Origin of the sequence: Streptomyces sp. NPDC050287 (assembly GCF_044459385.1) — a bacterium.
GTDB lineage: Bacteria > Actinomycetota > Actinomycetes > Streptomycetales > Streptomycetaceae > Streptomyces.
Map to the genome: position 1 here is coordinate 73,143 of NZ_JBITIY010000021.1, position 24,056 is coordinate 97,198.

Genomic DNA, 24,056 nt, shown 5'->3' on the forward strand with positions numbered 1-24,056 from the left:
GGGTGAATGAGATGAGCGGGATGATCCGGGTGGTCGTGGTGGACGACCAGCCACTGATCCGGGCGGGATTCTCGATGGTGCTGGCCGCGCAGCGCGACATGGAGGTCGTGGGCGAGGCGGAAAACGGCGCGGACGCCCTGAAGTTGCTGGCAGACACCGACGCCGACGTCGTCATCATGGACATCCGCATGCCCGTCATGGACGGGGTCGAGGCAACGCGCCGACTGTGCCAACTCCCCCGAGCGCCCCGCGTGCTGGTGCTCACCACGTTCGACACTGACGAGGACGCCTTCGCCGCGCTGCAGGCCGGAGCGAGCGGCTTCCTGTTGAAGAACACCCCGCCCGAGGAAGTCGTGACGGCGATCCGCGTCGTGGCGGCCGGCGAGTCCGTGGTGGCCCCGCGCGTCACCCGCCAACTCCTGGACAGGTTCGCCGGCAAGCTGGCTCCCTCGTCCCGCCACGACGAGCGGCTGGACCTGCTGACCACGCGCGAACGAGACGTGCTCGGCCTGGTCGCCGAGGGCCTGTCCAACAGCGAGATCGCCTCCCGCCTGTTCATCGCCGAGGCGACCGTGAAGACCCACTTCGGAAAGGTCCTGACCAAGCTGGGCCTGCGCGACCGCGTGCAGGCCGTCATCTTCGCCTATGACTCGGGTCTCGCCAGCCCCGCCGACTGACCACCCGTCAGCGGGCCCTGACCAGCGCACTGAGGGCGGGCCTGCGACTGCGGTCGTAGTCACGCCCTCCCCTCCCGGTCGCAGCCGCGCGGCGCGAAGACCAGATCCTGAGCCGATGTGCCGCGATGCCAGGTCCCCCAAGAATTACCCGTGTTGATCGACGAACAGTATCGACGAACAACTCGGAAGAATTCGAAGAATTACCTGGAGGGCATCATGGCTGTTTCCGCACCCACCCTGAACAATGAGGCGTCGGACAAGAAGGCGTCGACCGGCAGGAAGATACTGTTCGGCACTGTTTCGGCGGCGCTTGCCGTGGTGCTGGCCGCCGGTGGCGCTTACTGGTGGCACCAGCACAACAAGCTCAGCCAGGCGTCCATGGTGGACTGCCAGCTGGCGCAGAAGCTCGTCGACTCTGCGCAGCACATCCCCGACGGCACGGCAGCCATCGACAAGTGGGAGAAGAGCGAGCGCCAGCGCAGGTCGCAGATGAAGGACGGATACCTCGGCGCCAACATCTCGGTTTACGACGGCTGGGCGCTCGGCAACGCGAAGGGACAGGGTACGCCGCCGTCGAAGAGTGACGTGAAGCAGCTGGAGGACACGGCCAACCGCCACTGCATAGAAGCCGGAATCGAGATTTCGCTTCCCCAGATCACCTCCTGAAGCGCTGCGGGAAACGGAATTCAGCCCATGGCTACGACGCAGGACACACGCATTGGCGCTGCGGCAGGTGAGCACATCGCCGCGGCCTTGAATCTGGTCAAGATCTATCGGCAGGGGCAGGCAGAAGTCCGGGCCCTGGACGGAGTGACCGTCGGCTTCGACCGGGCGCGGTTCACGGCCATCGCGGGGCCGTCGGGCTCGGGAAAGTCGACGTTGATGCACTGCCTGGCCGGTCTGGACGCGGCCACCTCGGGCCAGGTGGTCCTGGACGGCACACAGTTGACCGGGCTGTCCGACCGGGCGCTGACCCGGGTGCGGCGGGACAAGATCGGCTTCGTCTTCCAGTCGTTCAACCTGCTGCCGCAGTTGACGGCTCTGGAGAACATCGCGCTGCCGGTCACCATGTCCGGCCGGCCTGTGGACCGCGACCTGCTCGACCATCTCGTCGGCGTGCTCGGCATCGGCGACCGGATGTCGCATCGGCCGAGCGAACTGTCCGGCGGCCAGCAGCAGCGCGTGGCGCTGGCCCGGGCCCTGGTGGCCCGGCCCGCTGTGGTCTTCGCCGACGAGCCCACCGGCAACCTGGACTCGCGGTCGGGCACGGAGGTCCTCGACTTCCTGCGCCGCTCCGTGCGCGACCTCGGCCAGACCGTGGTCATGGTGACGCACGATCCCCGTGCCGCCGCCTACGCCGACCGCGTGCTCGTCCTGGCCGACGGACGCATCGTCGACGACCTCGACGCTGCGGCCGGCGCCGATGTCACCCTGGCACTTCGGACCGTGGGGAGGGCCGCATGAACCCCTCCTGGCGGGCGAGCGTCCTGGGATCGCAGCTGGTCGAGCTGGGCCGGCGGCCCGGCCGGCTGGTGACGACCGGGATGTCGGTCCTGGTGGCCGCCTTCGTGGTCTTCGCGACGGTCATGGCCCAGCAGATCACCACGAACACCACCGTCGACCACTTCCGCGGCACACCAGAGGCCGCGAACCTGGTCGCGACCTCCGGAGAGGATTCCGCGGCCGTCAGCGGTACCGCGCTGAAGCGGATCCGCGCGCTGCCCGGTGTGGCCGAGGCCGTCGGCCGCGTGAACACCGGCTCACCGCTTGCCGGTCCGTCCGAGCGCTGGCTGCAGCTGCACTCCGACCCCGGCGACGGACCGCTGTCCGGGGTGAAGCTCGTCAAGGGAAGCTACCCCGACCGGGCCGGCGAGATCGCGGTCAACCGCCGGGCCGCCGAAGAACTGGAGCTGGCCACCGGCACCCGCACGACCCTGCTGCTTCCCGATCCCAAGGACGGGGACAAGACCATCAAGGCCACCGCCACCGTCACCGGTGTGGTGGAGAGCAACGCGACGACCGAGCAGCAGGCCGGCGGTTACACCACCGACGCGCTTGTCGCGCCCCTCGTGGATCAGCCGGGCTTCCAGCGCGTGGACATCCGCGCCAAGGACGGTGTCCCGGTGAGCGAGCTGTCCCGGCAGGTGCGCGGCGTACTCGCCAAGTCGTCCTCCGCCGCGTCGGTCAGGTCCGGCGACACTGTGCGGGCCCAGGAAGCGCACCAGGCCCTGAGCGGAGGCGTCCAGGAGCTCTTCCAGGTGATCTCCACGTTCCTGGCCGTGGCCGTGCTGGCCGCCGCCATGGTCGCCACCTCGACCTTCCGTATCGTCTTCGCCCAGCGGCTGCGGCAGTTGGCACTCCTGCGCGCCATCGGCGCCCCGCAGGGCCGGCTGGTGACCGCGCTCGCCGTCGAAGGCGCCCTGGTCGGGGCGGTCTCGGGCACCCTGGGTGTGCTGGCGGCGCTGGGCACCGGGCACCTCGCCCCGTCGGTCGCCCGCATCCTGGCCGGACAGGAACTGTCGGCACCCGGCTCGGCCGTGCGGCAGGCCGTGCTGGTGATCGTGGGAGCCGTGCTGGTGACGGTCTGCGCGGTCCTCGCCCCCGCCCTGTCGGCGGCCGGCGTGTCACCGCTCCAGGCACTGCGCGCCGCCGGCACCGTCACAGGTGAACGCCAGGTCAACCGCACCCGGCTCGCCGCCGGAATCCTCCTCGCCGCCTCCGCCACGGGACTCGCCGTTCTGCAACTCGGCGACCTGCCCGAGCCGGGCCAGCAGGACTACGACCGCGGCAGCGCCATGCTGACCACCGTCGCCTCGGCGGGCTTCGCCTTCGCGGCGCTCGTCACCCTGGGGCCGCTCCTGGTCCGCCCCGTGCTGGCCGTGGCCGGGTGGCCGCTGCGCCGGCTGGGCAGCACCGGCAGACTGGCCGTCAGCGGCGTCGGCGGTACGCCGCGCCGTGCCGCGGGCGTCTCGGTCGTCGTCGCGCTCGGCGTCGCCCTGGTCTCCGGCGCCCTGGTCAGCATCGACAGCCTGAACGGCTACCTGGCACACACCTCTGCCGTCGAAGCTCCCGCCGACTTCCGGGTCGTGGGCGACGGCAAGGGCCTGGGCTCCGACGTCGTACGGCAGTTCACCGCATCGCCCCAGCTCGCCCATGTCACCGGCTACCGCACCGTCGACGTCTCGATCGGCCCCAAGGACACGGTCCGGGACGCCGAGGTCTCGGACCTGGACCCGGACGCTCTGCCCACCGGCAAGTCCATCGACACCGTCACCGGCTCCCTCGACGGCCTGGGCCCGGGCAGCGCGGTCGTCGGGTCCCACGTGGCCGACGTCCTCGGTGTCAAGGCGGGCGACACCTTCACCCTTCCGTCCCACCGCGGCAGCATCAAGCTGACCGTCGCCGCCACGCTGCCCGGTGACGGCCCGGGCATGGCCGACGTCCTCGTCGCCCCCGCCGACCTCGACCGGCTGGGCGCCCCCAAGAGCCCGACGGGTGTCTTCGCCGACGCCGCCGCCGAGGGCCTGACCGGCCGCGGGAAGGCGCAGCGGGCACTGGAAGCCCTGATCCGTGCGCACCTCCCCGGCCGTGACGACGTCAGCATCAGCGTGCTGGCGGAAGCCCGGGACGGCGACCGAGACGCGATCCAGATGACGGGCGCCATCGCCCTCGGCCTCGTAGCCCTGACCGTCCTCATCGCCGTCGTCGGCGTCACCGCCACCACCAGCCTGACCGCGATCGAGCGCACCCGGGAGTTCGGGCTGCTGCGCGCCCTGGGACTGGGCGGCGGCGCACTGCGCCGGACCATCACCCTGGAAGCCGGCCTGTACGGAGTCCTCGGCGGTGTCCTCGGACTGGCACTCGGCATCCCCTACGCCTGGCTGCTCGTCCGTATCGTCCTCGTCACCGCGCCCCTGGGACTGCCCGGCGGACAACTGCTGGCGGTCGTCGCCGGTCTGGCGGGCCTCACCGCCCTCGCCGGCCTCCTGCCCGCCCGCCGCACCACCCGCATCACCCCGATGACCGCGCTGAGCAGCACCGAATGAAACCGGAGGCCACGCGGCCTCGGAGCCGCCTGGCACTCGACCCGCCCTGCCTTGAAGCCTGGTGCCACCTGCGGGACGCCGAACGCGTCTTCACCCTCTCCCGCATCCACAGCGTCATGCTCGAATGAGGGGAAGATGGTAGTCGCGAGAGAATGGTAGCGACTGCAATAGCATCTCTCTCGATAGCATCTCTCTCGATACTATCGACCGCAGAGGTATCCCCATGCGTCGTTTCATCGGGCGGGACCGCGAGCTGAGCGTGCTCGGGAGCGCTTTCCAGGCGGTTCGCGACGCCGCCGGGTCGGCAGCACAGCCAGGTCAGTGCGTACTCATGCGGGGAAGGCGGCGGGTCGGCAAGTCCAGGCTCGTCGAGGAGTTCCTCCGGCGCACCGAGACGCCGTATCTCTTCTTCACCGCCGCGGGTGGCACGGCGAAGGACGAGCTGACGGGGTTGCTCGACGCCGTCGCCAGATCCACTCTGCCGGAGCGGGAACTGTTCTCCGAAGAGACCCCGGCGCAGTGGAATGCCGCACTCAGGCTCCTTGCGGAGATCCTTCCCGAAGACAGCCCGAGTGTGGTCGTCATCGACGAGGTTCCGTGCCTCATGGACCGTATCGATGCCTTCGAGGGCATGCTGCGACGGGCCTGGGACCGCCTGCTCAGCCGTAAGCCCGTACTCCTCCTCCTGGTCGGATCCGACCTGTCCGTGATGGAGGCGCTGAACAGCCACGACCGCCCCTTCCACGAGCGCGGCCGGGAAATGGTCGTCGGGCCGCTGAGCCCTGCCGACATCGGCGAGATGCTCGACCTGTCGCCGGCCGCGGCCCTCGACGCCGCCCTGGTCACGGGCGGCCTTCCGCTGATCTGCGCGGAGTGGCGAGCCGGGGCGGACATCTGGGAGTTCCTGCGCGACTCGCTGGACAACCCGATCTCGGCACTGCTGGTCTCCGCCGAGCGCTCACTGGCCGCGGAGTTCCCGCCACAGACGATGAGCAGGGAAGTCCTCCGGGCCATCGGAGCCGGGGAGCGGACCTTCACCAACATCGCGCGCGCCGCCGGCGGTATCGCCCACACCACTCTCGCCCGGGCCACGGACGCCCTGACCGAGAAACGGGTGGTGGCAGCCGAACTACCCCTCTCGCTGCGGCCGTCGAGGGAACGCCGCTACCGAGTGGCGGACCCCTACCTGCGGTTCTGGCTCGCGTTCCTGGATCCGCACATGTCGGAGATCGAGCGGATGCGGGGAGATCTCACGCTGAGCCGGATCAGGGAGCAGTGGACGAGTTGGCGGGGCCGCGCGATCGAGCCTCTGGTCCGGGAATCCCTCGCCTGTCTCCTGCCGGACGGGCTCCTGCCCGCTACTCCGGTGATCGGCGGGTACTGGACGCGCGGCAACGATGTCGAAATCGACTTGGTGTGCGCCGACCGGCAGCCCGTGGCCAACCAGTTGCTGTTCCTCGGCTCGATCAAATGGCTGGAGAATTCCTCGTTCGACAGCCACGACCTGGCCGCGCTGCAGAAGCACCGGGCGGCGATCACCGACGGTCCCGTACCGCTCGTGGCGGTCTCCCGCAACGGGGTCAGCTGTTCCGGCCTCCAGGCGACGTACAGCCCCGAGGAACTGATCGGTGCCTGGCGCAGGGGGTGAACCGGACCTGATTCCCGTCTTTGCCGCTCTGATCGTGGTCAGAGTGTCGAGGGGCCCCGCTCAAGCAGCGGGGCCCCTCGTCGTTGTCCGTTCCGACCAGAGGCCAATTATTCCTTGACACGAATATTCCCTGTAGAGAATATTAGTCACATGGACGCACTCCTCGCCGCACTGGCCGACCCGGCCCGCTGGCGGCTCGTGAGCCTGCTGGCCGAGCGGCCCCGCCCGGTGGGTGTTCTCGCTCAGCTCGCCGAGGCACGCCAGCCGCAGACGACCAAGCACCTGCAGACCCTCGAACGCGCCGGCGTCGTGACCTCCCACCGAACCGGTCAGCGCCGCATCTACGCACTGCGGCCCGGCCCACTGCGTGACCTGGCAGCCGCGCTCGGCCGACTCGCCGACACCGCGGACCAGGTCAGCGGCCCGCACGCGACGTACGACCGTTACGAGCGCAGCCTCCACGCGGAGCGGCTCGCCGCCAAGGAGCCGGGGTGGGCCGACGGCCGCTCATTCACGTTCCACCGGTCGCTGAGCGGGCGCCCCGAGCTGGTCTGGCGCCACCTGACCGAGGCCGTCCGGCTCGCGCGCTGGTGGACTCCCGAGGACCTCCGCGTCTCGGAGCTCGTCTTCGAGGCGCGACCCGGTGGGCGGATCGTCCAGGAGTACCGCGACGCCGAAGACACCGCCGGCTCCGACCTGGTCGCCGGACGCGCCGAGGGAGTCGTCGACGACGTACGCCCCGGTGAGCGCCTCTCCTACCGGCTCTCCCCGCTGCTTCCCGACGGCGGCCTCGCTTTCACCGCCCACGTCGACATGGGCCTGCGGCCCACCGGCGCGGGCACGGACCTCGACGTCCAGTACCGGATCACCGACACCACTGTCGACTCCGCGGACTTCATCGCGGACATCGAGATCGGCTTCGGACAGAGCCTCGACAAGCTCGCGGCGACCCTCGCCGCGGACGCGCACGACACCGACAGCACTCACACCACCCGCGGCACCGACAGCACCGACAGCACCGACACAAGGAGCGCGAAATGACAGAGCAGATCGCCGGCCGCCGAGTTGTCACCAACCTGGCCCTCTCCCTCGACGGCCACTACGCCGCGCCGGACAACCCGCTCGACATGAGCTGGGTGATGCCGTACGCGGTCACCGACGTCGCCCGCGACCACCTGACCAGCCTCTGGGAGCCCGCGACCACGGCCCTTCTCGGGCGGGTCAACGCCGAGGGATTTCTCGGTTTCTGGCCCACTGTCATCGGCATGGAGGGCGCCGACCCTCGCGACGAGGGCTTCGCGAAGTGGCTCGTCGACACCGACAAGGTGGTCCTCTCCTCCACCCTCGACCAGGCTCCGTGGGAGCGGACGAGGATCGTCGACAGGCCGGCCGCCGAGGTGGCCGCGGACCTCAAGGCCACTGAAGGCGGCGACATTCTCGTCCTCTCCAGCGCCAGCGTCATCAAGGCGCTGCTGGCGGCCGACCAGGTAGACCGGCTCGCCCTCACGGTCTTCCCGGTCTTCCTCGGCGGCGGCCCCCGCCTCTTCGACGACGGCCTGCCCGCCGGCCAGTGGTCGCTCGTCAGCCAGACAGCGGGCGAGCACGGCACGCTGGCCCTCGTCTACGACCGAGTCCGCTGAGCCGGCCGGTCAACCCAGTCGGCGAGGGGGACCACAGGAGGGTTCAGGAGGAGACGGTCAGCACGGACGTTCCTTCTGCTCGCCGGGGATGTGGCCGTGGTGGCGCGGGCCTGCGGGGGCAGGGCGTGTGTGTCCCCGTGCTGCGTGCGCACGCGCCGCCCCGGACGCATTACGGTTCTACCAGGTGACCCAGCCGCCGCGGACGCGCCCACAGGCGGGTTCGAAGTACTGTCGGCCGACCGGCACCTCGTCGGGAGCGGTGGCACGGGAAGGATCAGCGGCGTGATCATCTTCGGTACCAAGGGATATCTGTACCAGCTCGCGATACTGACGCTGGTGTGTGGGCAGTGCGGGAATCCGTCCGCCCACACACTCCGGAAGCGGGTCACGAAGTTCACGTTGTTCTTCGTGCCGCTGTTTCCGCTCTCCACGAAGTACGCGACGCAGTGCACCTTCTGCGGGGCGGAGCAGAAGGTGACCAAGGAGCAGGCGGAACAGCTTCAGGCGCAGGGGGCGGGCGGGCCCGGAGGACAGGGCCACGGTCAGGCGTACGGTCAGGCGCCGCAGCAGCAGCGGCCGCACCAGCCCTGAAGGCCGGCTATGAGAGCGGCGCCGAAGACCGGCGCTGAAGACCGGCCTGACAGCCGGCCCGGAAGGGGCTTCTCCTCCTGAGCGGCGGGTAACCGGTCCTCCATGGCCAACGTCCTTGTCGGCAGCTGTTCGTGGACCGATCGTGCCCTGGTCGGCAGCGGCTGGTACCCGGCCGGGCGGCGGGACGCCGAGGGGCGGTTGCGGTACTACGCCGAGCGCTTCCCGGTCGTGGAGGTCGACGCGAGTTACTACGCGCTGCCCGGCGAGCGGAACAGCCGGCTGTGGGCGGAGCGGACGCCGGACGGGTTCGTGTTCGACGTGAAGGCGTTCTCGCTGCTCACCGGGCATCCGACCCGGGCCGCGCTGATGCCGGACGGGCTGCCTCCCGATGCCCGGTCCCCGGCAGTCCTCGACGCGGTGTGGGAGCGGTTCACCGCCGGGACACAACCGCTCAGGGCGGCGGGGCGGCTCGGCTGCGTGCTGTTCCAGTTCCCGCCCTGGTTCCGGCCCGGTGCCCGGTCGGAGGCGTTTCTCGCGGACTGCGCGCGACGGACGGCCGGTTGGCCCGTCGCCGTGGAGTTCCGCCATCCGCAGTGGTGGGCGGACGAGAAGCGGACGGAGACCACCCGCACCCTGCTGGCCCACCACGGCTTCACCGCCGTCGCCGTCGACATGACGCAGACCCTCGCGTCCTCCGTGCCGCCCGTCACCCCTGTCACCACCCCGCACCTGTCGGTCGTGCGGTTCCACGGACGCAGCACGGCCTGGGGAACCGGCAGCAAGGAGGACCGCTTCCGCTACGACTACTCCGTCGCCGAACTCGCCGGGTGGATCCCCCGCTTACGTACCCTCGCCCGGCAGGTGGACGAGCTGCACGTCCTGTTCAACAACTGCTGCGCCGACTCCGCCGTACACGCCGCCGAGACCATGTCCCGCCTCCTCGCTGAGGACCAGCGGATCATCAGCCCCCGAGCCGCACCTTCTTCGTCTCGCTCGCCTGGTCGATCTCCGAGATCCTGACCGTCACCTTCATCGTCCAGTCGCCCGCGATGGGGAGGGTGAGCGCGTCCGTGGCCCAGTAGCCGCCCTTGTCGGTGAGGTTGGCGTTGAGCGGGCCGATCTTCTGGGAGGGGAGCGTGAACGAGAGCCGGAGTTCCGGGACGCTGGACAGGCCGCCGTCGGGGCCGTAGACCACGGCCTCGACCGAGTAGTCACCGGCGCTGGTACCGGGGATGAGGGTGATCTGCGCCTTGCCGTAGCCGCCGGGGGTGCCGGTGTCGAAGGGGATGGTGGTGACGGACGCGGTCTGCACCCCGCCCGACTGCGCGGCCTGCGCCGACTGCTCCACCTCGGCCGCCGCCCGGCCCGGCAGGGTTCCGGACAGCACCGTCGAGAGCACCAGTACGACGACGCCGACGCCCACTTCGGCCAGCACCGCGCGGCGCAGGCCCCGTCGGCGGGGGTCTTCGGGAGCGGAGTCTTCGGGGGCGGATTGGGCGGCAGGTTCGGCGGCGGGGTGCGACGGGCCCACGGTGCCTTCCCCGGGGCCTTCCCCGGTCCCCTTCCCGGGGCCTTCTCCGGTCCCTTCCCCAGCCCCGTCCCCGGTCTCTTCCGTGGCCCCTTCCGTGGCCCCTTCCCGGACCGCCCCGGAAGGCCCGGCCGATCCAGGCGGTCCCCCCACCGGCTCCGGCACCCGCTCCGACACCCGCTCCCGCACCACAGCCGCGGACTCGACCTCCGACGCCACGTCCTCCACATCCGACGCCACGTCCGCCGCCACATCCGCCGAAGCCAGCCGAGCCGTCCACTGCCGGGACATCGACGCCGCCGTCAACAGGAGGATCACCGCGGCCAGTTTGGCGGTCAGCAGGCGGCCGTACGACGTGCCGGTGAGTGCGTCGAGGGAGCCGAGGCCGCGCCAGGACTGGTAGACGCCGGTGACGACGAGGACGGTCACGGAGGTGAAGGCGAGCCGGGAGAAGCGGGCGACCATGTCGGGCGGGGCCGCCGACGAGCGGTAAAGGGTGAGGAGGAGGGCCGCGAGGCCGCCCAGCCACACCGCCATCGCCAGGACGTGCAGCACGGCCGACGTCATCGCCACCGGCACCTGGATCCCGGCGGACGCGTGCTCGGCGCCGGCCCAGGTCAGTGCCAGGCCCACGGAGAGCGCGGCGCCCGCCGCGAGCCAGGGGCGGGACCACTCGGCGCGCCGCGGCAGTCGTACGAGGAAGAAGGCGGCCAGGGGCAGCAGGGCCAGGCGGAGCAGCAGCATCGCGCCGGGGCGGGTGGTGACCGTGCGTTCGAGGCCGGAGGCGTCGAAGGCGGACGCGGGGCCCACCCCCGACTCGTAGGGCGCGCGCAGCACCAGCAGGGCGATGGTGGCCCCGAGCAGGGTCCACAGGGCCGCCCAGAGGGGCCGGCGCAGCGGGCGGGGATCCGGCGGGCGGCACACCGTGACGAAGACGGCGGTGCCGAGGAGCAGGGCGACGGCGAGGTAGGCGAGGTAGCGGGCGATGTTGTAGAGGCCGGCGGTCGCCGGGTCCTCGACGGGGCCGGTGTCGATGGCCGGCGGGGTGGGGGAGGGTGCGCCGACGGAGAAGGTGAAGGCGCCCGAGATGGGGTGGCTGTCGGCGGACACGACCCGCCAGGCCACCACGTACGTGCCCTTGGTGAGCTTGGGGGGCAGAGTGGCCCGGACGGTGTCGGAGCGGTCCGGCGCGTGCTGGACGTCGGCCGGTTCAAGCCGCTGGTTGTCGGGGTCGATGACGCGGAAGGAGTCGTCGAGCAGGCCGACGGACTCGGTGAAGGTCAGGGAGATGTGGCGGGGGGCCGACTTGAGGACGCTGCCGTCCTCGGGGTCGCTGCCGCGGAGGGCGGCGTGCGCCGACGCGGTTCCGGCGCCCGAGAAGACGAGCAGGACCAGCACGGTGCCGAGCAGCACCAGCCCTTGAAGTCGCCGGTGTCGTGGTCGTCCTGTCCTGAGCTCACCGTCACGCTCCACGTCATGTCTCCGTCTGTGGACTTGCCGCCTTCCGGGCCGCCTTCCGGATACGTACGGACGGGAGCGCCTGGGTGCTCACCCCGCGGGAATCCTCACGGCCGGCACAGGTCCGCGATCCGGTCCGCCTCGGCCGGGTAGCGGGCCGTCAGTTCCGCCGCGTCCCCGTGCTCGTAGCCCTCGAAGGTGAATCCGGGCGCCATGGTGCAGCCGAACAGGGTCCACGCGCCGCCCGCCGCGACCCGGCCGCCCATCCAGGTGCCGGCCGGGATGGTGAGCTGGACGTGCTGGCCGGCGAGGACGTCCGGGCCCAGGACGGCGGCGCGGGAGGTGCCGTCGGGGGCGAGGAGCAGGAGGTGCAGCGGGTCGCCGAGGTAGAAGTGCCAGATCTCGTCGGTGGGCAGCCGGTGCAGGGCCGAGAAGTCACCGGGGCGGGCGGTCAGCAGGGCGACGATCGCGGTGCCCTCCGGCCGGCCGTCCGGCCGCTCGGGGCCCGCCCAGGTCTGCCGGAACAGCCCGCCCTCGCGCGGGATGGGCTCGAGGGCGAAGTGGGTGATCAGGTCGTCAGGCGTCACCCGGGAAGGCTACCGTCCGCTCCGCGGAGCCCACCGTCCGCTCCGGGAAGGCCACTGCCCGTTCCAGGAAGGCGAGTTGGGCGTGCTTCTCGGGCAGGTGGACGTCCGGCACGTCTATCTCCGGGAGGACGACGACCGGTCCCTCCTCGAACCCCTGCTTGCGGAAACGGGTGATCGCCTTCTCGTTGCGCACGTCCGGATCGACCACGACCCGACTGCGGCCCAGCCCCTTCAGCACGTACGAGGTCACCGTCCCGAGCAGCACCGACGACCAGCCCGGCCGCGCGCCGCCCGGCCCGGCGGGCGCCAGCAGCAGGTGGACGCCGATGTCGCCGGGCCGCACCTCGTAGCACAGGCTGACGCGGTCGGCCTCGGGCTCGTAGGTCTGCAGCAGGGCGACCGGTTCGCCGTCCTTCACGATCAGATAGGCGTGATGGGTGTCGAGGGTGGCCATGTGGGCGTAGATCCCGGCCACCTGGTCCTGTGTCAGGCCGTTCATGCCCCAGAAGACGGCCCGTTCCTCGCTCACCCAGGAATGGACCAGCCCGGCGTCGGCGTGCGCGTCGAGGGGCAGTACACGGACGGTGCCGAAGCCGTCGACGCTCTCCTCGTGCACGGGCTCGCGGGCCGGGACGTACGCGTCAGACATCGCTCTCCTTCTTCAGCCGCGCCCAGTCGGTGCCGACCGGGACGAGATCTCCCTTGAGCCACAAGGGGAGTTGGTCACGGTGATGGGCCGAACCGGGCACCCCGGACGCGCCGAACGGCACGACCCAGCGGCTGTCCTCACGGCGGGCCAGGTCCCAGACGTACCGGGCGGCCGGGCCGCGCACGCTCAGATCGCTCCAGACGGGCACGGCGGACGTGGACAGCACACAGTCGTGGTCGCCGGACAGCCCCGGTCCGTCCTCGTCGTACGAGGTGCCGCTCAGCGCCCGCCAGGGGGCGAGGCGATGGGTGTCGCCCCACCGCGCCACCGGCCCTCCGCCGGCCACGTCCGCCCCGGCCACCGGCCCTTCGGCAGCCACCTCCTCGACGGCCGCCCGCACCGTCTCGGCCCGGTCGATCCCGTACGCCTCCTCGGGGGCGGTGCTGGGCCGCGCGCGCGGTGCTGGGGCTGCGAACGGCCCACAGCCCCGGCGGGCCCCGAGAACCGGCCCACGGCCCCACCGCGGCCTGAGGAGCGCCCCACGGCCTCAGCAGGCATGATCGGGGACATGGACGTCACCCTTCACCTCGCCCAGGACCCCGAGGCCGACGAGCTGCTCGGGCGCTCTCCGCTCGCCGCGCTGGTCGGCATGCTGCTGGACCAGCAGGTCCCGATGGAGTGGGCGTTCAAGGGCCCTCGCACCATCGCGGACCGGCTCGGCGCCGACGACCTGGACGCGCACCGGATCGCCGCGCTGGACCCGGAGGCCTTCGCCGCGCTCCTGTCGCAGAAGCCCGCCGTGCACCGCTACCCGGGCTCGATGGCGGGGCGCATCCACCAGCTGTGCCAGTACCTCGTCGAGCACTACGACGGCCGGGCCGAGCTCGTCTGGAAGGGCGTCGACGACGGGCGCGAACTGCTGAGGCGTCTGCAGGAACTGCCCGGCTTCGGCAAGCAGAAGGCACAGATCTTCCTGGCCCTGCTCGGCAAGCAGCTCGGCGTCCGGCCCGAGGGCTGGCGCGAGGCCGCGGGCGCCTACGGCGAACCGGGGTCCTACCGGTCCGTCGCCGACATCACCGGACCCGAGTCGCTGACCAAGGTACGGGCCCACAAACAGGAGATGAAGGCGGCGGCGAAGGCAGCCAGGAAGTAACCCGACCGGACCGTCCCGGATGGCGGGCCCGTCCTGCGCGGTCCCAGCATGGACCATGACCGAGGCACCGACCGGCTCCCCCGGGGACCCGCCGTACGACGACCGCAAGGTCCACGCCCGCCCCGCGGGCGCACACGAGCGACCGGCGGGCGCACACGAGCCCGAACCGCCCTTCGAGGGGCCCCTGCACGCGCTCTCCCGCGCCGCCTGGCAGGCGGTCCTGCTCACCGGCGTCGCCTCCCTCATCCTCGGCGTCCTGATCCTGGTCTGGCCCGGCGCCTCCCTGTTCGCGGCGGGCATCCTCTTCGGCGTCTACCTCGTCGTCAGCGGCGTCTTCCAGCTGGTCTCCGCCTTCGGCACCCACCGGACGACCTCACTGCGGGTGCTGGCCTTCATCAGCGGCGCCCTGTCCCTCCTGCTGGGCCTGTTCTGCTTCCGCGGACCCATGCAGTCGATCCTGCTGCTCGCCCTGTGGATCGGCATCGGCTGGCTGATCCGCGGGATCACCCATACCCTGGCCGCCCTCTCCGACCACTCGATGCCCGCGCGCGGCTGGCAGATCCTCCTCGGGATCGTCACCTTCGCCGGCGGGGTCGTGCTGATCGACTCCCCGTTCGAGTCGGTCGCGGTGCTCACCCTGGTCGGCGGCATCTGGCTGGTCGCGGTCGGCGTCGTCGAGATCGTCACCGCGCTCACCATCCGGGCCCGGGCGGTTCAGGTCCCGCGCACGCTGTGACCGTGGCGTCCGCCGAACGGGTGGTTTGCCTCCCGGGCGTGCTGAGCGACCGGCGTGTCATGGGGAGATGACCTCCCATGAGCACCGTACGAAGCCTCCCGCGCAGCCGCGCCTGGCTGCGGGTGCTCGTGCTGCTGCTCGCCGTCCTGGTGCCGGGCACCCATGCCGCGGCACACGCGGCGCCGGTCGCGTCCCTGGAGATCGTCGAGTACGACGTCCTGGACGCCGCCGCGACAACGGCCGTACGGCCACCGGCCACCGCCGTCCGCCGAGCCGCCGTACCCCTGCGCCCCGTACCCCTCCCGGCCCCGGCACCCGGTGCGCCGGAGGGTGGCCGGCCCCTTCCCGCGCCGCCCGTCGCGCCGTACGCCGCGCGTGCCCTGCGCTCCGTGGTCCTGCGCTGCTGACAGGCCGTCTCCCCCCAGGCCAGTCAGCAGCCACCAGGCGAGGAACACACGCATGCCCACAGACCCGTACGCGGTCCTGCGCGCCCTGCTGCGCGCGGAGGCCGTACGCAACGCACCCAAACCGGAAGCGAAGAAACCGGCACCGCAGCCGCTGAAACAGCACAAACGCGGCTGATTCCGGATCCGGACACCGCAAGGTGTCCGGATCACCGGCCCACCCACTCCTGGTGTGCCGCTGTCTCCCACCGGTCGGCATGCACCCCCTTTGACCGGTATGGGAGGTGATCCGCACGTACTTGGCCCACGCGTCCCGAGCCGGGAGGCTGCGCCCGGAACGTCTCGACCGGTAGGCTTTCCGTGTGATCTTCAAGCGCATCGGAAACGGCCGGCCGTACCCCGACCACGGCCGGGAAAGCACCCGGCAGTGGGCGGATGTCGCGCCGCGCCCGGTCCGCCTCGATCAACTGGTGACGACCAAGGGGCAGCTCGACCTGGAAACCCTGCTCGCCGAGGACTCCACGTTCTACGGCGATCTCTTCGCGCACGTCGTGAAGTGGCAGGGCGACCTGTACCTGGAGGACGGCCTGCACCGCGCGGTGCGGGCGGCACTGCAGCAGCGTCAGGTGCTGCACGCACGTGTCCTGGAACTGGACTGACGCACCGTCCGGCACCGGTTGGCCCTTTCGGGTTGGACTGTGCGGCGTCCAATGATCATCTAGTAGGAATCGCCGCCCAGGCGCACTACGCTGCGCCCATGAGCATGCTGACTCCCCCCGGCATGGGCGGTAAGTACCGGATCACGGGAGACAAATACCCCCGGATGCGCCAACCCCGGCGACGCGGCAGGCTCGTGCTCGGGCTGGTGGCCTCCGTCGCCGCGCTCGGGCTGATCGGCTGGGGGACCCTGCAGCTCATCGACGTCTTCACCGGCGGCGGCAAGAAGGCCGCGGCCGGTACCAGGACGGACTGCGGCACGAAGGCGAGCCCCTCGGCCGGTGCGACCGCGGCGGCCCTTCCCAAGCCCGCCGGGATCACCGTCAACGTGTTCAACGCGACGCCCCGCAGCGGACTCGCCAAGGAGACCGCGGACGAGCTGAAGAAGCGCGGCTTCAAGATCGGCGACGTGGGCAACGCGTCCAAGGAGTTCGACAAGAAGGTCAAGGGCACCGGCGTACTGCTCGGCCCCGCGTCCTCCCTGAACACCTCGCTGCCGGTCCTCGCCACCCAGCTCACCACCGCCGAGCGGCGCACCGACGCGGCCCGCAAGGGCACGGAGATCGACCTGATCATCGGCACCGGCTTCAAGGCCCTCTCCCCGAAGGCCGCCGCCGACAAGGCCCTGGCCGGACTGACCGCGCCGCAGCCGAAGGGCACCTCGAAGAAGGCGTGTTGACCGGCCGTACGCGCTGATTGGTCGTACGCGAGAGGCGGTCGTACGGGTGGGGCGGTCGTACGGGAGGGGCGGGGGCTGTTACTCGGCCGCTCCGTACAGCCGGTCCCCCGCGTCGCCGAGGCCCGGGACGATGTAACCGAGTTCGTTGAGGTGGTCGTCGACCGCGGCCGTGACCACCGTGACCGGGGTGCCCGCGAGCTCGCGCTCCATGACCTCCACGCCTTCCGGGGCGGCCAGCAGCACCACCGCGGTGACGTCGTCGGCGCCCCGCCTGATCAGCTCGCGGATCGCGGCGACCAGCGTGCCGCCGGTGGCGAGCATCGGGTCGAGGACGTACACCTGGCGGGCGGAGAGGTCCTCCGGCATACGCGTGGCGTAGGTGGATGCCTGCAGCGTCTCCTCGTTGCGGATCATGCCCAGGAAGCCCACCTCGGCGCTCGGCAGCAGCCGCATCATGCCGTCCAGCATGCCGAGGCCGGCCCGCAGGATCGGCACCACCAGCGGACGCGGGTAGGACAGCTTGACCCCGGTGGTCGCGGCGACCGGCGTCGTGATGTCGACCTGTTCGGTGCGCACGTCGCGCGTGGCCTCGTAGGCGAGCAGGGTGACCAGTTCGTCGGCGAGACGGCGGAAGGTCGCGGAGTCGGTGCGCTGGTCGCGCAGCGCGGTGAGCTTGTGGGCGACCAGGGGGTGGTCGACGACGTGGAGACGCATGGCGACAACAGTAGCCGGGCGGTGTGGGCCCGGTGCCCCCGGACGGACCGGGCAGGCCCCCGACACCCGCTCGGTGGCGTCAAATCGCCCGTCCCGGGGAAAGCGGGAGGGACGGACTGGGGTGATGAACCTATGCCTGACCGGGAAACCCGCAAGGATCCGTCGCCGCGCACAACGCCGGGGACACGCCGACAACCGCACACGTCGTACGCCTCGAGAGCATCCAAGTCACAGGAGTCACGTAAGTCACAGGAGTCGCTTGAATCACCTGAGTCACAGCCACCGGGCAGGGCGGGGAGGCGCGGCGGCCCGCGAAGGCCGGGCGCGCTGGGCCGGTCGGGCGGTCGGGGGAGTCCGGCAGGTCCGGCCCGTCCGGGGAGTCCTGCGAGTCCGGGCAGCGTTCAGGGAAGGCCGGAGATACCCGGTGTGCTCCAGCGGCCGGACACTCCGGAGACGGACGCCGAGCGCCGGCGGCGCCGGGCCCAGTTCCTGCGCGAACTGGCCGAGGCCCGCGAGCTGCGTGACCGTGTCCAGCCCCGCCGGGTGAAGGCCGCCCGCCTCCGGCAGGCGATGCGCATGCGCACCTTCCGCTGGTGATCCACGGGTCCGCTGCCCGGAGACCGGTGGGGGCGGGCCGGGACACGCCGGAAGGTGGCCGGGAAGGGAAGATCACAGGACGCACGGGCGTTGTGCGGGTGGTCGTGCGTTCAGGCCTGGAAAAGCCGCGTACGATCCGCTGTTGGCGGCAACGAGTGCGCTGGTGAGACCTCGACGGACCCTCGGCTGCCATGAGATCGGCGGCAGCCGGGACACACAGGGAGCCGAAGACGTCCCCTGAGCGTCTGGTTTCTGCCACGATTCCGAGTGGGTGGGGCTTGGAGCAGAGCTCTCCCCGCCCGCAACCTCCGCCGGGGGGACCCCCAACCGGCACGCCTAAGACCAGTGGGAGAGTCACGGTGTACTTCGCCGCACTGCTCGCGCGCACCGAAGACGGGTGGGAAGCGAGCGACACAGAGCTCCTCGACAATGTGGAGACGCTGTCGGACCTGGCCGACCTGGCCCGTGAAGCCTCGCCCGACGACGACACGGTGCTGGTGCTCATCGAGCACGAGGACGCCTGGTTCGGTGTCGTCCGGATCGACGGCGAGGACGACCCTCGCATCTACGTCTCGGACGCCGCCGCCGCCGCTCGCAGTTCGTACGGCGAGATCCTGCTCACCGACGAACTGCTCGGCCGGGATCCGGGGGACGACGACGTCGCCGACCTGGACTCCCTCGACCTCGACGGGACCGAGGACGGTGACGACGAGGACGACGACGCCGCGGGCGGTGCCACCTCCGCCGAGGCGGTGCCGCACGGCCCGCTCGGCGACCCCGGCATCCTCGACGACCTCGGCGTCGGCGAGAAGGAGCTGAAGTCGCTGTCCACGGACGCGCTCACGGAGATCGCCGAGTCCCTCGGTGCCTCGGAGACCCTGGAGACCGTCCGCTGACCGACCAGGGCTTCCAAGGACCGCCGGATCCGGTACGCGACCGCTGGCGGGCCGCGATGCGGCTCGCCCTGGCCGAGGCCGGGCAGGCCGGCCGTGGCGGGGACGTCCCCGTCGGCGCCGTCCTGCTGTCCCCGGACGGTACGACGGTGCTCGCGGCCGGACACAACGAACGCGAGGCCACCGGCGACCCGACGGCCCACGCGGAGGTCCTCGCCCTGAGGCGGGGCGCCGCCGCATTGAACTCAGCGGCAAGAAGCGCCTCCGGCAAGGGTGGTGGTGGGTGGCAGGCGGGCCAGTGGCGGCTGTCCGGGTGCACGCTGGTTGTCACGCTGGAGCCGTGCACGATGTGCGCGGGCGCCCTCGTGCAGTCCCGGGTGGACCGGGTGGTCTACGGCGCCCGGGACGAGAAGGCGGGCGCGGCAGGCTCCCTCTGGGACGTCGTCCGCGACCGGCGGCTCAACCACCGGCCCGAGGTGATCGAGGGCGTGCTCGCCGAGGAGTGCGCCGCGCTCCTCACCGACTTCTTCCGCTCCCGCTGACCGCCCCGGCGGCCCGGGAAACGGATTTCAAACCATCCCCCACCGTGCTGTAAGGTCTCCCTCGGTAGCGTGTCCGAGCGGCCGAAGGAGCTCGCCTCGAAAGCGAGTGTGGCGCAAGTCACCGAGGGTTCAAATCCCTCCGCTACCGCTTCACAAGGGCCCCGTCGTCAGACGGGGCCCTTCGTGCGATCATGTGCGCGAATTGGACTCATCGGTGACAGGGGAAACAGGGAGGCCGCGATGGCGGTGAACTCGAAGAAGATCGCCGTCTACGCCGTGGTGGTCTTCGTGCTCTACGTGATCATCACAGACCCACCCAAGGCCGCCGACTACGTCCAGATAGCCTTCCAGGGCATATCGGACGCCGCCAAGGCCGTCGGCGACTTCTTCACCTGGCTCGCCGGCGGGGCGAAGTAGGAGGAGCGCACATGATCCGCCACCTGGTCCTCTTCAAGCTCCACGAGGGCGTCGAGCGCGACGATCCGCGCGTGGTGAAGGGCGAGGAGGCCTTCCGGTCCCTCGACGGCAAGATCCCGGAGATCCGTTTCTGGGAGCTCGGATGGAACGTCAGCGACCGCCCCATCGCCTACGACTTCGCCATCAACTCCGGCTTCGAGGACGCTGCCGCGCTGCGCCGGTACGCGGAGCACCCGGAGCACCAGGCGGGCGTGGCCCTGTGGAAAGAGTTCGCCACCTGGGTGATCGCGGACTACGAGTACTAGGGCTTTCCCGCTGCTTCACAGCCCCCCGCCGTTCCGGCGGGGGCTTTTCCGGTTCGTGTGGCCAACTCTTCCCTCAACACGGGGTTATGCGGTGCTTGCACACAGTGCACATGTCTTGTGATGCTATGACCGCTTTTGATGGATGAGTTGACCGATGCAGACCGATGAAGAGGTGGCGTTGACCGTGTCGGCCAGTACCGCGCCGCCCCAGGAAGTCACCGAGGTCGCCGAGGCCGCAGACGTCGCCGACGTCGCGGCAGCCGCACCGCAGCGCAGTCGCGGTGCCGACACCCGGGCCCTCACCCAGGTGCTCTTCGCCCAGCTCAAGGGCCTCACGCCGGGCACGCCGGAGCACACCCGGGTGCGCGGGGCGCTCATCGAGGCCAACCTCCCGCTCGTGCGCTACGCGGCCGCGCGCTTCCGCTCCCGCAACGAGCCGATGGAGGACGTCATCCAGGTCGGCACCATCGGTCTCATCAACGCCATCGACCGCTTCGACCCGGACCGGGGCGTGCAGTTCCCGACCTTCGCGATGCCGACGGTGATCGGCGAGATCAAGCGGTACTTCCGGGACAACGTCCGCACCGTCCACGTACCGCGCCGGCTGCACGAGCTGTGGGTACAGGTCAACGGCGCGACCGAGGACCTGACGACCGCCTTCGGGCGCACCCCGACCACCTCCGAGATCGCCGAGCGGCTGCGCATCACCGAGGACGAGGTGCTGTCCTGCATCGAGGCCGGACGCTCCTACCACGCCACCTCGCTGGAGGCCGCGCAGGAGGGCGACGGGATGCCGGGACTGCTGGACCGGCTCGGCTACGAGGACCCGGCCCTGGACGGCGTCGAGCACCGCGATCTGGTCCGGCATCTGCTCGTCCAGTTGCCGGAACGCGAACAGCGAATTCTGCTGCTGCGCTACTACAGCAATCTCACCCAGTCGCAGATCAGCGCGGAACTCGGGGTGTCCCAGATGCACGTCTCGCGGCTTCTCGCGCGCAGCTTCCAACGGCTGCGCTCCGCGAACCGGATCGAGGCCTAGAGGGCTCCGAGGGCTCTCTAATCGCATACATGATCGACAGGTCACCGTCCCGAGCGAATCGCTCACCAGCGAGGATGCCGGGGCTTGCGCGTCAGAAAACCGTCAGACCCCCTTTATCCAGGGCGTATTCACATCTCACATGTCGACATGTCACTACAGCGTGTTGCCGACATGTGACATTCTGCCGGAAGAGCGTTTGCCGGGGCTTCGGCGCCGGTATTCAGGTGAAGGCTGCGTTCCCCAGACGGGAGCGTCCGCCGCGACCGTCCCGCGACCCAAAGGGGGTGGCATGTCCGCAGACAAGGGCAGCTCGAAGGTGCTCACGCTCACAAAGAGCGAGGCTGCGCCCGCGCTCGACGAAGTAACGGCGGTCGAGGCCGCGCCGGCTCCCGCCCTCCCTGCTCCGGAGGCCATCAACACCCGCACCCTGTCCCGCTCCCTTTTCCTGCGGCTCGCCGCACTGGACGAGAACAGCCCCGAGCGTGCGTACGTCCGGGACACCCTCATCGAACTCAACCTCCCGCTGGTGCGGTACGCCGCAGCCCGCTTCCGCTCGCGCAACGAGCCGATGGAGGACATCGTCCAGGTCGGCACCATCGGCCTGATCAAGGCGATCGACCGTTTCGACTGCGAACGGGGCGTGGAGTTCCCGACGTTCGCGATGCCGACGGTGGTCGGTGAGATCAAGCGGTTCTTCCGCGACACCTCCTGGTCGGTCCGCGTGCCGCGCCGCCTCCAGGAACTGCGGCTCGCCCTCACCAAGGCCAGCGACGAGCTCTCCCAGAAGCTGGACCGGTCGCCCACGGTGGCCGAACTCGCCACGGTGCTCGGAGTGTCGGAGGAGGACGTCGTCGACGGCCTCGCGGTCGGCAACGCGTACACCGCCTCCTCGCTGGACTCCCCGGCCCCGGAGGACGACGGCGGCGAGGGCTCCCTCGCGGACCGCCTCGGCTACGAGGACACCGCCCTGGAGGGCGTCGAGTACCGCGAGTCCCTCAAGCCGCTGCTGGCCAAGCTCCCGCCTCGCGAGCGGCAGATCATCATGCTGCGTTTCTTCGCGAACATGACCCAGTCGCAGATCGGCGAGGAGGTCGGCATCTCCCAGATGCACGTCTCCCGGCTGCTGACGCGGACGCTGTCGCAACTGCGGGAAGGCCTCATCTCGGACTGAGGCCCGCCCGGGAGCGCCGCGAGGGTTCCTCTTTGACGGAGCGTCAGCCACCATGGCGCGATGCTTCGAGCGACATCGACACAAGGCCGTCGGGGCGCCTTCATCGGCGCGTCGGCGGCCGTCGTCTGTCTGGGCGGCGTCCTGGCCGCGTGCGCGGGCGGCGGGGCCGGCGAGGGGTACACCGCGACGGGCCCTGCGGGCGGCCCGCCCCGGCCCGCGCGTACGGCGGTGACACCGACGGGTGATGTGCGGCTGATCCCGCTCGACGAGAGCGCGCCGAAGACGACGCCGCCGCCGACGCCACCGACCACAGGGTCTCCTCGCGGAGGCCCCCCGCCCGGCGGGAGCGGCACTTCGGCGGACCGTACGCCGGCGGCCCGCACTTCGGCGGGCCGTGCCTCGGCGAGCCCCCGGCAGTCCGAGCCGCCCGCCGGCGCGAGCGACAGCCCGACGTCACCGTCGTCCCCGGGCGCCGGGTCCGGTCCTACGACGCCGAGCCCGCGCCCGTCGTCACCCGCCGTCCTGGCCGTGAGCGCCCCCGTTCGCAAGGCCACGGACAAGCGCTGGTGCGAGGACGTGACGCTCGCCCTGCGCAACACCGGCGGTTCCGCGGTGCGTTCGGGCAGCGTGACCTTCGGGACGCACGTCATCGGCGCACTCGGCATCGACTGGGCGACGCTCGGGTCCACCGCGGCGCTCCCCGCCCCGATCGAGGCCGGGGCCCGGAAGGAGCGGACCTGGACGGTGTGCGTCGACGCCTGGCGCGTACCGATCGGCATGCACGTGGAGACGCGGGACGTGTCCGTCCAGTGGAAGTAGGGAGCCCTTGGAGGGGGTTGCCTCAGCCCGGTCCAAGGCGGTTCCTCGGCCCGGCGGAAGGCGGTTGCCTCAGCCCGGTCGAAGGCGGTTCCTCGGCCCGATCGACGGCGGTTGCCTCAGCCCGGTCAGCTCATCGCCAGCCAGGCCACCGCCGCGACGATCGCCACCGCGGCGATCACGCCGATGATCAGGCCGAGGCGGGGACCGCCGGAGGATGCCGTCTGCTGCCGGCTGCCCCGCGGGGCGGCCTCGTCGACGAACGCGCGGAACATCTGGGTGCTGCCGGCGGGGTCGTTGGTGCCCTGGGGGCCCTGGGTGTTAGCCATGCCCCGAGACCCTAGCGAATCCCCGGAGGGGACCCAAGTGTGGGCCGAGGCACCGGATCACCTCATACCACCTGCGTATTTACTTCCGTAATACTTGCCTTTGCCAAGTTTTTGTCTCGCAACCCCCGCGTCCATTTGCCTGTAGCAACCAACAACTCCTATGGTTGCCCTAAGCAACGAACACGGGAGGTGTGATGGCCGAGCAGGCGCGGTACGAGGAGCTGATCCGTCAGTTCAGCGCCTTCGGCGCCGTACGCAGGGAGATGGGGCGGATCCTGCCGTCCGACTGCCCCAGTGGCTCCGCCGCCGTACTGACGCTTCTCGGACGCCACGGGGACATGCGCATGAGCAAGCTCGCCGAACTGCTGGCCGTGGACATGTCGGTGACCAGCCGGCATGTGGCCCACGTGGCCGAGCGCGGCTGGATCGAGCGCTCCCCCGACCCGGCGGACAAACGTTCACGCATCCTGCACCTCACGCCCGCGGGGCGGGACCGGATGGACGAACTGACCCGGCGGACCAGCGACATGCTCGCCGAACGGCTGAGCGACTGGACCGATGACGAGGTCGGACAGCTCACCCGGCTCATGGCGCGGCTCAGGTCGAGTTTCGACGACTGCCGAACCGTGCACCCGGAATCCCGGCCGCCCACCGCGCCCGTGCTCGAACGGTCCACGGACCGGTCCACCCGTACACCCGCGATCACCACGTAAGAGAAGG

The 24,056-nt window shown here is 70.9% G+C and carries 30 protein-coding genes and 1 tRNA gene; 25 read left to right on the forward strand and 6 right to left on the reverse strand.

Translation table 11 applies throughout. The features are described 5' to 3' along the window. Positions 1–11 precede the first annotated feature (11 nt). From ACIBK3_RS42940 to ACIBK3_RS42980, 9 genes are all read left to right on the forward strand, one after another. On the forward strand, positions 12–677 hold the full coding sequence (locus ACIBK3_RS42940) for a response regulator (RefSeq protein WP_399373757.1): 666 nt from the start codon (positions 12–14) through the stop codon (positions 675–677). 150 nt (positions 678–827) lie between these two features. Then, a complete protein-coding gene (locus tag ACIBK3_RS42945) occupies positions 828–1,343 on the forward strand; it encodes a hypothetical protein (protein ID WP_399373759.1) in 516 nt (171 codons plus the stop codon). A 27-nt stretch (positions 1,344–1,370) separates the two neighbouring features. Next, positions 1,371–2,141, forward strand: coding sequence for an ABC transporter ATP-binding protein (locus ACIBK3_RS42950; protein WP_399373761.1), 771 nt, complete (start codon positions 1,371–1,373; stop codon positions 2,139–2,141). Further along, positions 2,138–4,723 (forward strand): FtsX-like permease family protein, encoded by a 2,586-nt coding sequence (locus tag ACIBK3_RS42955; RefSeq protein ID WP_399373763.1) that lies wholly within the window; start codon positions 2,138–2,140, stop codon positions 4,721–4,723. The genes ACIBK3_RS42950 and ACIBK3_RS42955 overlap by 4 nt, the downstream gene beginning before the upstream one ends. Before the next feature lie 223 nt (positions 4,724–4,946). Further along, entirely contained in the window at positions 4,947–6,371 is a 1,425-nt protein-coding gene (locus ACIBK3_RS42960) for an ATP-binding protein (RefSeq protein WP_399373764.1), read from the forward strand. Positions 6,372–6,521: 150 nt separating this feature from the next. Further along, positions 6,522–7,412 carry a metalloregulator ArsR/SmtB family transcription factor gene (locus ACIBK3_RS42965; RefSeq protein WP_399373765.1) on the forward strand — a complete coding sequence of 297 codons (891 nt, stop codon included), beginning with the start codon at positions 6,522–6,524 and terminating at the stop codon, positions 7,410–7,412. Further along, complete coding sequence (locus ACIBK3_RS42970; protein ID WP_399373767.1) at positions 7,409–8,011, forward strand: dihydrofolate reductase family protein; 603 nt, start codon at positions 7,409–7,411, stop codon at positions 8,009–8,011. Before ACIBK3_RS42965 ends, ACIBK3_RS42970 begins: the two co-directional genes overlap by 4 nt. A gap of 282 nt (positions 8,012–8,293) precedes the next feature. After that, positions 8,294–8,602 (forward strand): zinc-ribbon domain-containing protein, encoded by a 309-nt coding sequence (locus tag ACIBK3_RS42975; RefSeq protein WP_399373768.1) that lies wholly within the window; start codon positions 8,294–8,296, stop codon positions 8,600–8,602. Between the two features lie 102 nt (positions 8,603–8,704). Continuing rightward, positions 8,705–9,622 (forward strand): DUF72 domain-containing protein, encoded by a 918-nt coding sequence (locus tag ACIBK3_RS42980; RefSeq protein WP_399373769.1) that lies wholly within the window; start codon positions 8,705–8,707, stop codon positions 9,620–9,622. Here the strand turns inward: ACIBK3_RS42980 and ACIBK3_RS42985 are convergent. The 4 genes from ACIBK3_RS42985 to ACIBK3_RS43000 all read right to left on the reverse strand — a co-directional run bounded on the left by ACIBK3_RS42985 (position 9,564) and on the right by ACIBK3_RS43000 (position 13,224). Continuing rightward, positions 9,564–11,543 carry a copper resistance CopC/CopD family protein gene (locus ACIBK3_RS42985; protein WP_399373830.1) on the reverse strand — a complete coding sequence of 660 codons (1,980 nt, stop codon included), beginning with the start codon at positions 11,541–11,543 and terminating at the stop codon, positions 9,564–9,566. The genes ACIBK3_RS42980 and ACIBK3_RS42985 overlap by 59 nt on opposite strands. A gap of 152 nt (positions 11,544–11,695) precedes the next feature. Next, on the reverse strand, positions 11,696–12,175 hold the full coding sequence (locus ACIBK3_RS42990; RefSeq protein ID WP_399373771.1) for a cupin domain-containing protein: 480 nt from the start codon (positions 12,173–12,175) through the stop codon (positions 11,696–11,698). Beyond that, the gene (locus ACIBK3_RS42995; protein ID WP_399373772.1) at positions 12,165–12,824 is read right to left on the reverse strand and encodes a GNAT family N-acetyltransferase; all 660 of its coding nucleotides are present in this window, start codon (positions 12,822–12,824) and stop codon (positions 12,165–12,167) included. The genes ACIBK3_RS42990 and ACIBK3_RS42995 overlap by 11 nt, the downstream gene beginning before the upstream one ends. Continuing rightward, positions 12,817–13,224 carry a penicillin acylase family protein gene (locus ACIBK3_RS43000; RefSeq protein ID WP_399373774.1) on the reverse strand — a complete coding sequence of 136 codons (408 nt, stop codon included), beginning with the start codon at positions 13,222–13,224 and terminating at the stop codon, positions 12,817–12,819. The genes ACIBK3_RS42995 and ACIBK3_RS43000 overlap by 8 nt, the downstream gene beginning before the upstream one ends. 168 nt (positions 13,225–13,392) lie before the next feature. On the opposite strand from ACIBK3_RS43000, the gene ACIBK3_RS43005 reads away from it, so the two are divergent. The 6 genes from ACIBK3_RS43005 (at position 13,393) to ACIBK3_RS43030 (ending at position 16,513) form a co-directional block, all read left to right on the forward strand. Then, positions 13,393–13,977: an HhH-GPD-type base excision DNA repair protein gene (locus ACIBK3_RS43005; protein ID WP_399373775.1), complete on the forward strand. Its 585-nt coding sequence runs from the start codon at positions 13,393–13,395 to the stop codon at positions 13,975–13,977. A gap of 55 nt (positions 13,978–14,032) precedes the next feature. Next, complete coding sequence (locus ACIBK3_RS43010) at positions 14,033–14,713, forward strand: HdeD family acid-resistance protein (protein ID WP_399373776.1); 681 nt, start codon at positions 14,033–14,035, stop codon at positions 14,711–14,713. A 77-nt stretch (positions 14,714–14,790) separates the two neighbouring features. Continuing rightward, complete coding sequence (locus tag ACIBK3_RS43015) at positions 14,791–15,120, forward strand: hypothetical protein (RefSeq protein ID WP_399373777.1); 330 nt, start codon at positions 14,791–14,793, stop codon at positions 15,118–15,120. A 52-nt stretch (positions 15,121–15,172) separates the two neighbouring features. Further along, positions 15,173–15,295, forward strand: coding sequence for a hypothetical protein (locus ACIBK3_RS43020; RefSeq protein WP_399373779.1), 123 nt, complete (start codon positions 15,173–15,175; stop codon positions 15,293–15,295). Between the two features lie 184 nt (positions 15,296–15,479). Continuing rightward, on the forward strand, positions 15,480–15,776 hold the full coding sequence (locus tag ACIBK3_RS43025) for a type II toxin-antitoxin system VapB family antitoxin (protein WP_003999914.1): 297 nt from the start codon (positions 15,480–15,482) through the stop codon (positions 15,774–15,776). 98 nt (positions 15,777–15,874) lie between these two features. After that, complete coding sequence (locus tag ACIBK3_RS43030; RefSeq protein WP_399373780.1) at positions 15,875–16,513, forward strand: LytR C-terminal domain-containing protein; 639 nt, start codon at positions 15,875–15,877, stop codon at positions 16,511–16,513. A 78-nt stretch (positions 16,514–16,591) separates the two neighbouring features. On the opposite strand, the gene upp is transcribed toward ACIBK3_RS43030, so the two are convergent. Next, positions 16,592–17,227, reverse strand: coding sequence for a uracil phosphoribosyltransferase (upp, locus tag ACIBK3_RS43035; protein WP_399373782.1), 636 nt, complete (start codon positions 17,225–17,227; stop codon positions 16,592–16,594). A gap of 426 nt (positions 17,228–17,653) precedes the next feature. On the opposite strand from upp, the gene ACIBK3_RS43040 reads away from it, so the two are divergent. From ACIBK3_RS43040 to ACIBK3_RS43080, 9 genes are all read left to right on the forward strand, one after another. Next, the gene (locus ACIBK3_RS43040; protein WP_399373784.1) at positions 17,654–17,824 is read left to right on the forward strand and encodes a hypothetical protein; all 171 of its coding nucleotides are present in this window, start codon (positions 17,654–17,656) and stop codon (positions 17,822–17,824) included. A 359-nt stretch (positions 17,825–18,183) separates the two neighbouring features. Further along, entirely contained in the window at positions 18,184–18,720 is a 537-nt protein-coding gene (locus ACIBK3_RS43045; RefSeq protein ID WP_399373785.1) for a hypothetical protein, read from the forward strand. 56 nt (positions 18,721–18,776) lie between these two features. Continuing rightward, positions 18,777–19,259 carry a tRNA adenosine(34) deaminase TadA gene (gene tadA, locus ACIBK3_RS43050; protein ID WP_399373786.1) on the forward strand — a complete coding sequence of 161 codons (483 nt, stop codon included), beginning with the start codon at positions 18,777–18,779 and terminating at the stop codon, positions 19,257–19,259. A gap of 63 nt (positions 19,260–19,322) precedes the next feature. Continuing rightward, a tRNA-Ser gene (locus ACIBK3_RS43055) sits at positions 19,323–19,407 on the forward strand. A gap of 92 nt (positions 19,408–19,499) precedes the next feature. Continuing rightward, the gene (locus ACIBK3_RS43060) at positions 19,500–19,676 is read left to right on the forward strand and encodes a hypothetical protein (RefSeq protein ID WP_399373787.1); all 177 of its coding nucleotides are present in this window, start codon (positions 19,500–19,502) and stop codon (positions 19,674–19,676) included. Positions 19,677–19,687: 11 nt separating this feature from the next. Further along, positions 19,688–19,981: a Dabb family protein gene (locus ACIBK3_RS43065; RefSeq protein ID WP_399373789.1), complete on the forward strand. Its 294-nt coding sequence runs from the start codon at positions 19,688–19,690 to the stop codon at positions 19,979–19,981. A 154-nt stretch (positions 19,982–20,135) separates the two neighbouring features. Next, positions 20,136–21,020 (forward strand): RNA polymerase sigma factor SigF, encoded by an 885-nt coding sequence (locus tag ACIBK3_RS43070; RefSeq protein WP_399373791.1) that lies wholly within the window; start codon positions 20,136–20,138, stop codon positions 21,018–21,020. Positions 21,021–21,309: 289 nt separating this feature from the next. Next, the gene (locus ACIBK3_RS43075) at positions 21,310–22,191 is read left to right on the forward strand and encodes an RNA polymerase sigma factor SigF (protein WP_030682856.1); all 882 of its coding nucleotides are present in this window, start codon (positions 21,310–21,312) and stop codon (positions 22,189–22,191) included. 528 nt (positions 22,192–22,719) lie between these two features. Then, entirely contained in the window at positions 22,720–23,010 is a 291-nt protein-coding gene (locus ACIBK3_RS43080) for a hypothetical protein (protein WP_399373793.1), read from the forward strand. Between the two features lie 125 nt (positions 23,011–23,135). On the opposite strand, the gene ACIBK3_RS43085 is transcribed toward ACIBK3_RS43080, so the two are convergent. After that, positions 23,136–23,336, reverse strand: a complete 201-nt coding sequence (locus tag ACIBK3_RS43085; RefSeq protein WP_399373795.1) for a hypothetical protein — start codon at positions 23,334–23,336, stop codon at positions 23,136–23,138. A gap of 194 nt (positions 23,337–23,530) precedes the next feature. On the opposite strand from ACIBK3_RS43085, the gene ACIBK3_RS43090 reads away from it, so the two are divergent. Then, positions 23,531–24,049: a MarR family winged helix-turn-helix transcriptional regulator gene (locus ACIBK3_RS43090; RefSeq protein WP_399373796.1), complete on the forward strand. Its 519-nt coding sequence runs from the start codon at positions 23,531–23,533 to the stop codon at positions 24,047–24,049. Positions 24,050–24,056: the final 7 nt, after the last annotated feature.